Source organism: Ruegeria sp. BG3 (genome assembly GCF_056538485.1).
Window position 1 is genome coordinate 26,636 of record NZ_JBQFTE010000006.1, and the last position, 13,825, is coordinate 40,460.

A 13,825-nucleotide genomic window follows, 5' to 3' on the forward strand; every position below is an offset into this window, starting at 1 on the left:
GTCATGGGCCAAGAACATGGCAACGCTGTGCAACAAAGGGATGCGCCATGGCTTTGCCGGTTAAGGATCAGCTGAGATACTGGGGCATCGCCGCGGTTGTCTTTGTCGTGATCCTGTGGGCCTTGGGCGATGTGCTATTGCCCTTCGTGATCGGCGGCGCAATCGCCTATTTCCTCGACCCCGTCGCCGATCGGCTGGAAAAGCTGGGTCTGTCGCGGATGGCCGCCACCGGGATCATCACCGTCGTTGGCGTCCTTGGATTTGTACTGGCGATTCTGATGGTTGTGCCAGCTCTGGTCACACAGTTGATCGACCTGGTCGACATAGTGCCCAGCCTGTTCCAGGAGCTGCGCGCCTTCATCGAGAAGCAATTCCCTTCGATTCTGGACCGCGAATCCAGCTCGCACCAGTTCCTTGTCGGGTTGGGTGAAACGCTAAAATCCAAGACTGGGGATGTTCTGGAATCCGTTGTGGCCTCGCTTGGCTCGGCAATCAACGTGGTGGTGCTGCTTGTCATCGTGCCTGTCGTCTCGGTCTACCTCTTGCTGGATTGGGACCGCATGGTCGCCCGGATCGGAGAGCTGCTGCCCCGCGACCACGCCCCTACCATCAAACGTCTTGCCGGTGAGATCGACAACGTGCTGGCCTCATTCGTGCGGGGCATGGGCACGGTCTGCCTGATCCTTGGCACTTACTATGCGGTTGCACTGATGCTGGTCGGACTGCAATTTGGCCTGATCGTCGGCTTCATTGCGGGACTGGTGACCTTCATCCCCTATCTGGGCGCGTTGATCGGCGGCACGTTGGCCATCGGGCTGGCGCTGTTCCAGTTCTGGGGGGATTGGGCGCATATCGGGCTGGTCGCAGGCATTTTTGCATTGGGACAAGTGACCGAGGGCAACTTCCTGACGCCCAAGCTGGTCGGCGACTCGGTCGGCTTGCATCCGGTCTGGCTGTTGCTGGCCTTGTCGGTCTTTGGCGCACTTTTCGGCTTTGTAGGAATGCTGGTCGCCGTTCCGGTTGCCGCAGCGCTGGGTGTGCTGGCGCGGTTCGGCACGTCGGTTTATCTGGATAGCCGCCTTTATACCGGCCTCGAAAGCCAGGATCAGGACAACGCGTAGATGGCCCGACAATTAAGCTTCGATTTGCCCGCCAAAACCGCGCTGGGGCGAGAGGATTTCTTTGTCTCTCCGGCAAACGCGCTTGCGGTTGCGATGATTTCCGCCACCTCTTGGCCCGGCAACAAACTGGTGCTGAGCGGTCCGGCAGGAGCAGGTAAGACCCACCTGGCCCATGTCTGGGCGGCCGAAACGGGCGGGCGCATCATCAAAGCCGAAGCGCTGCGCTATGAAGACGTGCCCGATCTCGCGCGCCGCCCGATTGCGGTTGAAGACGTTCCGATGATCGCAGGTGATCTCGAGCAGCAGAAAGTGCTGTTTCACCTGCACAACCTCGTTCTGGCCGAGGGTCACGCCCTGCTGATGACGGGTCGTCTGGCGCCGAAATTCTGGCAATTGCCGCTGGCGGATCTGCAAAGCCGGGTCGAAGGCGCGCATCACGTTGCGCTTGATCCCCCGGATGACGCGCTACTTTGCGCGGTGCTTGCGAAACTGTTTGTCGACCGGCAGCTGAACCCCGGCCCCGAGGTGATTGCCTATCTGGTCAAGCATATGGATCGCCGCTTTGAGACCGCCGCCGATGTGGTCGCACAGCTGGACGATTTCGCGCTGTCCGAGAAACGGGATATCACGCGCGCCTTGGCGATCCGCGTCTTGAAAATGGACCCGGACGAAGGCGATACGAATGATTGACCCAAGCGCGCCAATTGCGCATTCTGACAGCGAAATTTCTGGGTAAGACATGGACCAGACCGTCGAAACCGACATTCCTGATTGGGGGCCTTTCGGAAGACCTCTGTTCGACGACCCCGGCACAAGGGCGCTGTCTCGGGTGGGCGTAGTCGATGTCGGGTCGAACTCGGTCCGGATGGTGATCTTTGATGGCGCGGCGCGATCACCTGCCTATTTCTACAACGAAAAGGTCATGTGCGAGCTGGGCGCGGGCCTGTCCGAGACCGGCCACCTGAATCCCCGAGGGCGTGAGAGGGCGATGGCCGCCCTGCAGCGCTTTCAGCGGATCGCAGAGGATCTCGGCCTGCCGGGGCTGCATGTCGTAGCCACCGCCGCCGTGCGTGAGGCGAAAGACGGCCCCGATTTCTGTCAGGACGTGAAGGCAAAAACTGGCCTGCACGTGGCTGTGATCGACGGTCAGGAAGAGGCGCGCCTATCAGCCCAGGGCGTTATGCTGGGCTGGCCCGGTGCCTACGGTTTGATCTGCGACATAGGCGGCTCGTCCATGGAACTGGCCGAGATCGGAGGCGGCGATGTGGGCCGCCGCGTGACCTCGGCCCTCGGTCCGCTGAAACTGCGCGACATCAAGGGCGGGCGTCGTGCGCGCAAGGTCCATATCAAATCCACCATGGAAGAGCTGCACAGCCAGATGGGTCAGCAGCGCGACCGGCTGTTTCTGGTCGGCGGCAGCTGGCGTGCTTTTGCTCGGCTGGACATGCTGCGGCGGGGCTATCCGCTGAACGTCCTGCACGAATACCGCATGACCACCAAGCAAGTGCGCGAAACGATCAAATTCATCGACGCGAACGATCATGACAAACTGCGCAGTCAGGCCGGGGTCTCAAGCTCGCGTATGGCGCTGATCCCCTATGCGATGGACGTTCTTGCGCGGCTGATCCGCACGTTCAAACCCAAGGATATCGCGATCTCAAGCTATGGCATCCGTGAAGGGCTGCTGTATGAGCAGATGTCACAGGAACAGCGCGACCGCGATCCCTTGATCGAGGCCAGCCGTTTTTCCGAAGCAAAAGACGCCCGCCTGCCCGGTATGGGCCGCACGCTGTTCGATTTCGTGATGCCTCTGTTCAAATCCGCGCCTGCGACACAGGTCCGTCTGATCAAGGCCGCCTGCCTTTTGCACGACGTCAGCTGGCGCGCGCATCCCGACTACCGGGCCGAGGTCTGTTTCGACTATGTCACCCGCGCCAATCTCGGGGGGCTGAAACACTCCGAACGCGTTTTCATCGGCCTTGCGCTGCAACATCGCTATCGCAACAAACGCGAAGGCAACCGTTTTGCGCCGCTCTATGAGTTGCTGGATGAAAAGGGCCAAAAACAGGCCGAGATTCTGGGCAAGGCGATGCGGTTCGGGGCCATGTTGTGCATGGACAGCGACGCACATGTGGGCAAGCTACGCTTTTATCCCAAAAAGCGTGAGCTTGATCTGGTGCTGCCCAAATCCGTGCAGCCCCTGTTCAACGAAGTGGCCGAGTCCCGCCTGAATTCACTGGCAAATGCCCTGAAATCCGAAGTGCGTGTGGTCATCAAGGGCTGAGCTGCACCTAGATGTCCGTGGCTCCGTCCGGGGCCTCTGGCAGAGCTTCGGGTGTTTCAGGCGCATCTTCGGTCTGTTTCTTGCGGATGATGATGTCGCCATTGGGTAGGATTTCGGGCATCTCGTAGACGCTCCAATCCTTTACCTCGGCGGCGAGCTCTGCCAGCGCAGGTCCCATCTCCTGCATGAAAGATCGCATCGCGGGGCCAAATTGATCTGCAAGGCCAAGCAATTCATCCAAAGCCGGCTCCATCTCGCGGCGCAGGCCCTCGAAAAACAACTCGGCCCCCTGCTCCATCAGCGTTGGGGCATCTTCTTCCTCGGCAGTTGCAGGCAGCGCAAAAGCGGCTGTCATCGCGCCGATCATCAGAATATGTTTCATATGCTGAATGTAAGCCTTTCCGCGCCCGGTTGAAAGGTCACAGCTCAAAATCCAACGTGACCGGAAAGTGATCCGATGCGGTCAAAAGGGCCTCTCGTAGGTCAGGTTTGGCCCAGCAGGCCGCATCCCGAAACGGATGCCAGATGCGCCAGACAGGTCGCCGAGACTGCAAATCCTCGCTGATCATGATGTAGTCCAGCAACGCCTCAAGGAACGTGCCGTTCTCGGGTCGCGCAAACCGCGCCGTCGCGGGCACCGATCCGGGACGCGGCCCATATGCCGTAGCCGCATGGGGATCAAAGAGACCCGCCTGCAACAGAATCTCGACCGAGGAGCGCCCGAAGAGATGTTCGAACTCATCCAGACCGGGGCCGTCATTTAAGTCACCCAACAGGATCACTGGGTCATCCTCAGCCAAGTAATGCGCGACCCGACGGGACAACCAGATCGCCTGAGCCAATTGCTTGCGGCGGTTGGCGATCGAGATACGGATCGCCTCATCCCGGGACTCCGCCCCATGCGGTGCCTTGGATTTCAGATGCGCGCCGATTAGGCGAAACTCAAACCCCACTTTGGTTTGGACCGACAGCTCCATAGGCGGCTTGGAAAACTGCACCACGTCCTGCGTCGCATCCACGTCCAGATCTATGCGAAACTCCGCGTCAAAGCGCGGGGCGTCATCTGCCGCCCTTGGGTCATGGCGAACCGACAGAACCTCCGGGTCGTAGAGAAGCGCCAGTTCCTGATGCGTATCATTGGGAAATCCCATGATCGCATGCGAGGTGCGAAGTTCAAAAACCTCGGCAAACGCCTGCAATGCGCGCACCGTGTTCTGCCGTTTGCCCGTATTCGGCGCTTCGACGACCAGAACCGCATCCGCGTCAATCGCGGTGAGGACTTTGGCGATGGCTTCGACCTGCTGGGCCTTGGTCACGTCATGCCGACCCGACCAGCTTTCGTCGACGATCAGTCTGTCATTGCGGTCAAACAGGTTGGCAAACCATTCGATATTGTAGGTCGCCAGACGCATCGCCTAAACCGTCGCGCCGTTGATCTCATCCCAGGCGCGGTTGATGTCGATCATCTTCTTCTCGGCCAGGCGGATCGCCTCTTCCGGCACACCACGCGACATCATCGCGTCGGGGTGGGTTTCCCGCACGAGTTTGCGCCAGACCTTCCTGATCTCAGCGATCGACATATCGCGCGAGACGCCCAGAACCACATAAGGGTCGTTCGGCGCATCCGGCACAAACCGCGCACGCAGGGCCAGAAACTGAGCATCCGTCTGTCCGAAAATGCGGCTGACCTCTTCTAGAAACTGGTTCTCGTTCGGGTGATAGAACCCGTCGGCCATGGCGATGTGGAACAGCCCCTCCATGAGATCGCAAAGCGTGGTGCTGTCCTCCGAGAACATCCGCGCGATCTTGCGGGCATAGTCCTGATAGCCCGCCACATCGGTGCGGGCCATGTTGAAGACACGGGCCGCGCCCTCTTCATCTTCGCGCGCAATCTGGAACACGTCGCGGAAGGCCGTCACCTCATCGCGTGTCACCTGTCCATCGGCCTTGGCCATCTTGGCCCCCAGCGCGATCACCGCAATGGTGAACGCGACCGAACGTTCAGGCGGCGAGCGCAGCTTTTCGAAAACAGCCGTCAGGCTTTCACCTTGGGCAAGAGCGCTCAGCGCGTCGGATATGCGGGTCCAGATCGACATGGGCGTACACTAGCGTTCCATTGCAGGACTGTCAGGTGCGATAGATCATTCGGGCGAAAGAATTTTCTGCATCAGCACAAGGTCCAGATACTGCCCCCATTTGCGCCCAACCTCGGGCATACGCCCCACCTCGGCGAACCCCAGCGCCGAGTGAAAGGCGATCGCCCCCGGGTTGGCCGAAGAAATCCCGGCGACCAGAACATGCACCCCTTCGCTGCGGGCCACTTGCTGCAACCGCTCCATAAGGGAGCGCCCGACGCCACGGCCCCGCGCATTGTCTGCCAATTGGATCGAATGCTCACGGCACTTGGCATAGCCCGGCCCTGATCGGAACGAGGCATAGGTCGTAAAGCCAATGACCTGCCCCTGATCCTCAGCCACAAGAAACGATGCGCCCCGCGCCCGGATATCATCGGCAATCGATTCGGCGCTGCGTTCATCGGTCGTGAAGGTCACCAATGTGTCGCGAATAATCGCGTTGGTGATCAAAGAGATCTCTGCTGCATCCGCTGGTTGGGCCTGACGGACCCTCATCGCAAAATACGTACCCCATGAGGTGTTTCGATCTCGGCCTGCATAGATGCCGGTCCCGTGTCAAAAACAACCGGATCAAGCGGACCGAGTTGTTCTGCCAAACGCAGCGCATCCGGGTGGTAGACAACCAAACGTTTGAGGCGGCACCCATGATCCTCCAACATACGCGCGGGGTGAAGATCCCCCTGCCACTGGATCAGCGCCGGAAACAAGTTGTCAAAAGGCAAACGCCCATTTGGCGGAACCGCCATCCGCCACCGCAAGGCCCCTCGGGCCAAGTCAATCGGCGTCCCGACGCCATCCGGAAAAACGGAAAGAGAGGCCTCAATATCGGGTACGCGGCAAATCCAGTTGGTCAGACGTGGCGCTCCCTCGAACCGGTCCAGATCGAACCACCGCGTCCTGTCAGGCCGAGGCGCATCCGGGTCGATGGCAATCGCCTCCAGATACAGCCCGTCCTTCAGGCCAAGCAACTGATTATGCGTGCCAAATGCCTCATGCTTACCACCGGCTTGAAGTCTGACACCTAGCGCATCTTCCACATGCGCCGTGGCCTCTTCCAACGTGGCACCCGCCACCGCAATATGATCCAACTCCATCGCGCCCTCCACGATGACACCCTACGCACAGAACAAAAGGGCGCAAGCTAAACCCGCGCCCTTATTCTGTTTGAAAATACCTTCGGGGGTGAATTTGCCGTCAGGCAAAGAGGGGCAGACAGCCCCCTGCCCCGCCTCAGTCCCGCGCGTCGCGGATCAGACGCAAAATGTCCTGTGCGGCATCGGGAATGTTCGTCCCTGGCCCAAAGATCGCCTTGACCCCGTTGTCATAAAGGAACTGATAGTCCTGCTGAGGGATCACCCCACCGCAAATCACGATGATGTCCTCAGCCCCGGCTTTCTTGAGTTCCTCAACAAGCTGCGGCGCCAGCGTTTTGTGCCCTGCCGCTTGAGAAGAGATACCCACCACATGCACGTCATTGTCCACGGCGTCCTGCGCGGCCTCGGCCGGGGTCTGGAACAGAGGTCCAACGTCCACGTCGAACCCGATATCGGCAAAGGCAGTTGCGATTACCTTGGCGCCGCGGTCATGACCATCCTGCCCCATCTTGACCACCAACAGACGGGGGCGACGCCCTTCGACCTCGGCAAAATCTTCGATGGATTTCTGGATGGCAGCAAAGCCCTCGTCACCCTCGTACGCAGCGCCATAAACGCCCGCCAGGGTCTTCACTTCGGCGCGGTGGCGGCCGAACTCTTTCTCCATTGCCATACTGATCTCTCCTACCGATGCGCGGGCGCGGGCGGCCTCGACCGCAGCAGCCAGCAGGTTTCCGCCTTCTTGTGCGGCCTTGGTCAGCGCGTCCAACGCGGCCCGACATGCGGCCTCGTCGCGGGTGGCGCGGATCTCTTCCAACCGCGCGACCTGAGATTCGCGCACGGCCACGTTGTCGACGTCCAGAATGTCGATCGGGTCTTCCTGTTCCTTACGGTATTTGTTGACCCCAACGATCACCTCGTCGCCACGGTCGATCATCGCCTGACGCCGCGCGGCGCTTTCCTCGATCCGCAGCTTAGGCATGCCCGAGGCGACGGCTTTGGTCATACCGCCCATTTCCTCGACCTCTTCCATCAGGGCCCAGGCTTTCTCGATCAGATCATTGGTCAGGCTTTCCACGTAGTATGAGCCCGCCAGCGGATCGACCACATCGGTCACGCCGGTCTCTTCCTGCAAGACCAACTGTGTATTTCGCGCGATGCGGGCCGAGAAATCTGTGGGCAGGGCAATCGCCTCGTCCAGAGCGTTTGTGTGCAGCGACTGGGTGCCGCCCAGAACCGCGCTCATCGCCTCATACGCAGTGCGGATCACATTGTTATATGGGTCCTGCTCCTGCAGCGAGACACCTGAGGTCTGGCAATGTGTCCGCAGCATCTTGGAGCGTTCGGACTTCGCCCCGAACTCGGTCATCACGCGATGCCACAGGGTCCGCGCGGCGCGCAGTTTCGCGATCTCCATGAAGAAGTTCATGCCGATGGCAAAGAAGAATGACAAACGGCCTGCGAATTTATCGACATCCATGCCCGCATCCAACGCGGCCCGCACATATTCGCGTCCATCTGCGATGGTATAGGCCAGTTCCTGCACAAGGTTCGCGCCGGCCTCTTGCATGTGATAGCCCGAGATCGAGATCGAGTTGAACTTGGGCATCTCGTTCGACGTGTACTCGATAATGTCCGAGATGATCTTCATCGACGGCTCAGGCGGGTAGATGTAGGTGTTACGCACCATGAACTCTTTCAGAATGTCATTCTGAATGGTGCCGGACAGGACCGATTTGTCGTGCCCCTGCTCTTCGCCCGCTACGATGAAATTTGCCAGAACCGGGATGACCGCGCCGTTCATGGTCATCGAAACCGAAACCTTGTCGAGCGGGATGCCGTCAAACAGGATTTTCATATCCTCAACGCTGTCAATCGCCACACCGGCCTTGCCGACATCGCCGACAACGCGCGGGTGGTCACTGTCATAACCGCGGTGCGTTGCCAGATCGAAGGCGACCGAGACACCCTGCTGACCCGCAGCCAGATTGCGCCGGTAGAAAGCGTTCGATTCCTCGGCGGTCGAGAACCCGGCATATTGGCGAATGGTCCAAGGCCGCCCGGCATACATCGTCGCCTTGACACCGCGCGTGAACGGGCCAAACCCCGGCAGAGAGCCCATATGCGGCAAATCTGCGGTGTCGTCCTGCGTATAAAGCGGTTTTACGCTGATGCCTTCCAGCGTTTCCTTGGTCAGATCGTCCAGTGGCCGTCCGCGCAATTCTTTCTCGGCCAGCGCGCGCCAGTCATTCTTATCGGTCATCGAGGTATCCTCTCGTCAGTTCGGCCTGCAGCAGCCTGCACGCCGTGCGTATCGTGGTTCAGCAGATGCCGGGCATGGCCCACGCGCGACAAATTGAGCGTCTTGTGCAAATCGCCGGTCGCATTCGCGCGCGCAGAGGCTATATTCAACGGGACAGGAGGCCCCATGAACAAAACGATTGCCCTTGTTTTCTCGGCACTTATCCCGCTGGCTGCCATGGCCGCCGACGGAACAGCACCTGCTGATGATGAATATGTTCGCCCTGTCGGCGACAGTGAGTTGAGCGATTTCATGTGGACCCACCGGCCCATTGTCGTCTTCGCCGACACGCCCGCCGATCCCCGGTTCCAACAGCAGATCGACATGTTGCTGGAAGGTGAGGACGCGATGCGGGATCGGGATGTCGTGGTGCTAACGGATACCGATCCGTCCGCACGATCCGCGATCCGGTCCAAACTGCGCCCGCGCGGGTTCCAGATGGTCTTTGTCGACAAGGACGGTGTGGTCAAACTGCGCAAACCGTCCCCTTGGAGCGTGCGCGAGATCGGTCGCTCAATCGACAAAACCCCCTTGCGGGAACGCGAAATCCGCGAACGGCGCGAGGGCGGCTGAACGCTTTTGCCACGCCTCAAACCACCGGCGCAGAACGCCGGTGAGACCTGAGGATATGCCAAAAGCGCGGTCATGATCATTCGAACTCGATGATCACTTCGTCTACGGCGAGGCTATCGCCCGGGCCTGCGTTGATCTTGGCAACGGTACCCTTCTTCTCGGCGCGCAGGATATTTTCCATCTTCATCGCCTCAATGGTGCACAGCGCCTGACCTTCCTGGACCTCCTGACCGACTTCCACATCGATCTTCACGACCAGACCCGGCATCGGGCAAAGCAGCATTTTCGACGTATCCGGCGGCAGTTTCTCCGGCATCAGCTTGGCCAGCTCGGCCTGACGCGGACGGCGCACATGGACCTTCAGATCGGCACCCCGGTTGCGAATGCGGAACCCGCCCGAAACCTTGCCAACTTTCAGAACCAGAGGGTTTCCATCCACATCCAGCAACGCCAGCTGATCGCCTGGGGTCCAGTCTGATGCGACGCGAACGGTCGAGCCGTCCTCGAACTTGACGGTCGCGCCTTCCTTGTCTGCGTTGACCTGAACGGCAAACTCATGGCCCTCCAGCGAAACGACCCAGCGCTTGCCGACCTTGCGTTCGTGATTGTCCATCCGGCCCGAAACTCGCGTCCGGCGGATTTCACCCACCCGGTGCATCGCCGCGCACGAGGCCGCGATCCGACGCAGGTCGCCTTCGGGCAAGGTCACGCCTTCGAACCCGTCCGGGTATTCCTCGGCGATGAAGGCCGTGGTCATGTCACCACTGACGAATTTCGGGTGATCCATCACCGCCGACAGGAACGGCAGGTTGTGGCCAATCCCTTCAACCTCGAAACTGTCCAGCGCCACGCGCATCGCCTCAATCGCGGCTTCGCGGGTTGGAGCCCATGTGCAAAGCTTGGCGATCATCGGGTCGTAGTACATGCTGATCTCACCGCCCTCATAGACGCCGGTATCGTTACGCACGGCAGCCTCACCCTCGGGCGCGTCGCCTTGCCATTTGCCATTGACCAGCATCGGACCGGCAGCGGTTTCCTGCGGCGGGCGATAGCGGGTCAGACGACCGATCGAGGGCAGGAAGTTGCGATAGGGATCTTCGGCGTACAGACGGTTCTCGATCGCCCAGCCTGTCAGCGTTACATCGTCCTGCGTGATGGTCAGCTTTTCGCCAGCGGCGACGCGGATCATCTGTTCCACCAGATCGACACCAGTGATCAGTTCGGTCACCGGGTGTTCCACCTGAAGACGGGTGTTCATCTCAAGGAAGTAGAAGTTCTTTTCGCCATCGACGATGAATTCCACCGTACCCGCGCTGGAATAGCCCACGGCCTTGGCCAGTGCGACGGCTTGTTCGCCCATGGCTTTGCGGGTCTCGGGATCCAGGAAGGGTGACGGGGCCTCTTCCACGACTTTCTGGTTCCGGCGCTGGATCGAGCATTCGCGTTCACCCAGATAGATGCCGTTTCCATGGCTGTCGCACAAAACCTGAATTTCGATGTGGCGCGGTTGGGTCACAAATTTCTCGATAAAAATCCGGTCATCGCCAAACGAGTTCGCAGCCTCGTTCTTCGAGGACTGAAACCCCTCGCGGGCTTCTTCGTCATTCCAGGCGATCCGCATGCCCTTGCCGCCGCCCCCGGCGCTGGCTTTGATCATGACGGGGTAGCCGATGTCGTTCGAGATCTTGACCGCCTCATCGGCATCTTCGATCAGGCCCATATAGCCGGGAACGGTGGAAACACCGGCCTCCTGCGCGATCTTTTTCGAGGTGATCTTGTCCCCCATGCTTTCAATCGCACCGACCGGGGGGCCGACAAAGGCCACGCCTTCGGCGTCCAGCGCCTCGGCAAATTTGGCGTTCTCCGACAGGAAGCCATAGCCGGGGTGGACAGCCTGCGCGCCGCTCTGGCGGATGGCGTGCATGACCTTTTCGATCACGATATACGACTGGTTGGCAGGCGGCGGGCCAATATGGACAGCCTCATCCGCCATCGACACGTGCAGAGCGTTCTTGTCCGCGTCCGAATAGATGGCAACGGTGCCGATACCCATTTTGCGGGCGGTCTTGATAACCCGGCAGGCGATCTCGCCCCGGTTGGCGATCAGGATCTTATTGAACATGGAACGTCCTTTGGCTTGGTGTTCTGGAAACGCAAAAAACCGCCGCAGGGATGGCATCCCCACGTCGGCGCAATGCGTGACGACGGCCGGGGCGGCTTGCGCCCCGAAAATTCGCGTTAGTTACAGGTGTTCTGCGTCTTGCAGTACAGCACGTTGCCTGCGGCCCCGACGGCCGCACCGAACAACGGATCGGCACTAAGAACGGCCGCCCCGACAGCGCCCGCGCCGCCGCCCAGGATGGCCTGTTCGCCGAGAGTATCGCCGCAGGCCGAAAGGCCCGCACAGGTTGCCAGTGCAAGGAACACTTTTGAGATACGCATGATGTCTGCCTCGTTGTTTTTTGTATTGCTCTTAGAGGCAGTTGCAGGAACTCAGCACCGTTATTCAATAACAACGGGGTCGAATCCGCATTTTGCGCAGGTTTATGCCCATTCAGGCCAATTTTTTGTGCAAAGAAAAACGCGGACAGGATGATGTGGGGAACACAAGCCTGCCCGCGCAAGGAAGGGGTACGGAATAGTAGGTGCATGTGCGACGCAGGCAAAGTAGTGTCGCACGGCTGGATCAAGATGCACTGCACAATCTTGTCTGCAAACAAGTTATTGTTTCCAGATAAGATTCCGGCCAGAATCTGCCCAACAGGCGAAACTCCGCGCAAATTCATGCCGACAAGACTTGTATGGTTTTGCCAGGTTGAAGCCGCCCAAACCGTCACAGTTTCGTTACATTTCTCTGCCGCTACCTTGATTTCTGCGCCTGCAGCATCACGGGCATTCACACCTGTTCGCAGATTATTTTTGCGCACATGCCGTGGGTTAACCGATCTGTTCACCTTGCCGTGAATCACGACCTTATTTTCAGCACAAATACTTGAGCAAAAACGCGTTTTCAGTCCCTCTTTCGTGATTTCCCTGATCGCTGGGCGCGTGGAACTTTGGCCACGCACACTCGCAAACAAGGAAACACCCACATGTTTACAAAGAGAAAAAAGGCAATCCTGCTTGCTGCCACTGCGTTTAGTGTGACCAGCACGCTTGCCTTTGCTCAGGACGCTCAAACCCAAGCCGAGCTTGATGCTCTGCGGGCTCGGGTCGAAGCCCTCGAGGCCTCCAGCGCAGGCCCCGCCAATGGCGATTTCCGCCTTGGGAACACCAGCCTGGACCTCTACGGCTACATCAAGGCCGACTTCTTTTATGATTTCGACTTCGACCAGGGCGACACCGCGTTCGTGAACGTCATCGGCGAGCCTTCGACCGCAACCAGCGGAACCTTCGGCAGCACCGTACGCCAGTCGCGCATCGGCCTGCGCACCAGCACGCCCAGTGCCCTGGGTGACATCGGCGGTCAGTTGGAGCTGGACCTGTTTGCCTCCAACGGCACGGCCGAACTGCGTCTGCGTCATGCCAACATCACCATTGGTGACAATTGGCTGATCGGTCAGTACTGGACAAACTTCCAGCCGCTGGACACCTACCCTACGTCGGTTGAATTCAACGGCCCGGTTGGCATCGCCTTCGCCCGTCAGCCGCAAATCCGCTATACCAACAGCTTCGGCACGAACACTGAGTTCAGCGTTTCGCTCGAGGAAAACGTCAGCGGCTCGAACTCGAACGACCCGGTTTTGACCGCGGCGGCTGAATACAATGACGGTACTTACGTCGCGCGTATCTCCGGCCTCTACGGTAAAGCCGAAACCAGCGATGGTGCCACCGAAGTGGACCAGTGGGGCGTGACCCTGTCGGGATCGGTTCGCCCATGGGAGGGCGGTCTGTTCCAGGTCAACTACGTGACTGGTCAGGCGATCGGCCCCTACCTGATCGGCCTTGGCAATGCCATCGTCAACGGCCGGGCCAACGACGTCGACGGCTACACGATCGAGCTCCGTCAGGATCTGGGTGCGAAATGGAATGTCGGCATCGCCTATGGTCGGGAAGACTATGATCTGGCGACCAACAGCTTCTCGGATGGCAGCGGATCCCTCAACTTCACCGAGTTGGAGACAATCCACGTCAACGCCTTCTATCAGGCGACCGACAGTCTGACGCTGAGCGCCGAGTATATCTATGGGGAGCGCAACGACGCAACAACCGGTGACACCTTCGACGGCAGCCGGGTTCAGGTCGCCGCGCAGCTGAACTTCTGACGCCATATACCCGCCCTGCCCGTCTTCGGGCAGGGTTTTACCCATGCGGGC

Annotated in this window: 13 protein-coding genes; 5 read left to right on the forward strand and 8 right to left on the reverse strand. The window is 59.7% G+C overall.

Going from position 1 to position 13,825, the window contains the following annotated elements; all coding sequences use genetic code 11:
- Positions 1-47 precede the first annotated feature (47 nt).
- The 3 genes from ACR0AI_RS10555 to ACR0AI_RS10565 are packed head-to-tail and all read left to right on the forward strand — an operon-like array spanning position 48 to position 3,405.
- On the forward strand, positions 48-1,121 hold the full coding sequence (locus ACR0AI_RS10555) for an AI-2E family transporter (protein ID WP_480674179.1): 1,074 nt from the start codon (positions 48-50) through the stop codon (positions 1,119-1,121).
- Entirely contained in the window at positions 1,122-1,811 is a 690-nt protein-coding gene (locus ACR0AI_RS10560; protein WP_480674177.1) for a P-loop NTPase family protein, read from the forward strand.
- A 49-nt stretch (positions 1,812-1,860) separates the two neighbouring features.
- Complete coding sequence (locus ACR0AI_RS10565) at positions 1,861-3,405, forward strand: Ppx/GppA family phosphatase (protein ID WP_480674175.1); 1,545 nt, start codon at positions 1,861-1,863, stop codon at positions 3,403-3,405.
- A 7-nt stretch (positions 3,406-3,412) separates the two neighbouring features.
- On the opposite strand, the gene ACR0AI_RS10570 is transcribed toward ACR0AI_RS10565, so the two are convergent.
- From ACR0AI_RS10570 to scpA, 6 genes are all read right to left on the reverse strand, one after another.
- Positions 3,413-3,787, reverse strand: coding sequence for a hypothetical protein (locus ACR0AI_RS10570; RefSeq protein ID WP_170378053.1), 375 nt, complete (start codon positions 3,785-3,787; stop codon positions 3,413-3,415).
- A 37-nt stretch (positions 3,788-3,824) separates the two neighbouring features.
- Positions 3,825-4,817, reverse strand: coding sequence for an endonuclease/exonuclease/phosphatase family protein (locus tag ACR0AI_RS10575; RefSeq protein ID WP_480674173.1), 993 nt, complete (start codon positions 4,815-4,817; stop codon positions 3,825-3,827).
- Between the two features lie 3 nt (positions 4,818-4,820).
- The gene (locus tag ACR0AI_RS10580; RefSeq protein ID WP_170665555.1) at positions 4,821-5,501 is read right to left on the reverse strand and encodes a TerB family tellurite resistance protein; all 681 of its coding nucleotides are present in this window, start codon (positions 5,499-5,501) and stop codon (positions 4,821-4,823) included.
- A 45-nt stretch (positions 5,502-5,546) separates the two neighbouring features.
- Positions 5,547-6,035, reverse strand: a complete 489-nt coding sequence (locus ACR0AI_RS10585; RefSeq protein ID WP_480674170.1) for an N-acetyltransferase family protein — start codon at positions 6,033-6,035, stop codon at positions 5,547-5,549.
- Positions 6,032-6,634, reverse strand: a complete 603-nt coding sequence (locus ACR0AI_RS10590; RefSeq protein WP_480674168.1) for a VOC family protein — start codon at positions 6,632-6,634, stop codon at positions 6,032-6,034. Before ACR0AI_RS10590 ends, ACR0AI_RS10585 begins: the two co-directional genes overlap by 4 nt.
- A gap of 136 nt (positions 6,635-6,770) precedes the next feature.
- A complete protein-coding gene (scpA, locus tag ACR0AI_RS10595) occupies positions 6,771-8,897 on the reverse strand; it encodes a methylmalonyl-CoA mutase (RefSeq protein ID WP_480674166.1) in 2,127 nt (708 codons plus the stop codon).
- 165 nt (positions 8,898-9,062) lie between these two features.
- On the opposite strand from scpA, the gene ACR0AI_RS10600 reads away from it, so the two are divergent.
- On the forward strand, positions 9,063-9,509 hold the full coding sequence (locus tag ACR0AI_RS10600) for a DUF4174 domain-containing protein (RefSeq protein ID WP_480674164.1): 447 nt from the start codon (positions 9,063-9,065) through the stop codon (positions 9,507-9,509).
- Positions 9,510-9,585: 76 nt separating this feature from the next.
- On the opposite strand, the gene ACR0AI_RS10605 is transcribed toward ACR0AI_RS10600, so the two are convergent.
- Together ACR0AI_RS10605 and ACR0AI_RS10610 are read right to left on the reverse strand one after the other, a co-directional pair.
- A complete protein-coding gene (locus ACR0AI_RS10605) occupies positions 9,586-11,631 on the reverse strand; it encodes an acetyl-CoA carboxylase biotin carboxylase subunit (RefSeq protein ID WP_480674162.1) in 2,046 nt (681 codons plus the stop codon).
- Between the two features lie 116 nt (positions 11,632-11,747).
- Complete coding sequence (locus tag ACR0AI_RS10610) at positions 11,748-11,951, reverse strand: hypothetical protein (protein WP_170665566.1); 204 nt, start codon at positions 11,949-11,951, stop codon at positions 11,748-11,750.
- 650 nt (positions 11,952-12,601) lie between these two features.
- Between ACR0AI_RS10610 and ACR0AI_RS10615 the strand changes: the two genes are divergently transcribed.
- Positions 12,602-13,774, forward strand: a complete 1,173-nt coding sequence (locus ACR0AI_RS10615; RefSeq protein ID WP_480674159.1) for a DcaP family trimeric outer membrane transporter — start codon at positions 12,602-12,604, stop codon at positions 13,772-13,774.
- Positions 13,775-13,825 lie beyond the last annotated feature (51 nt).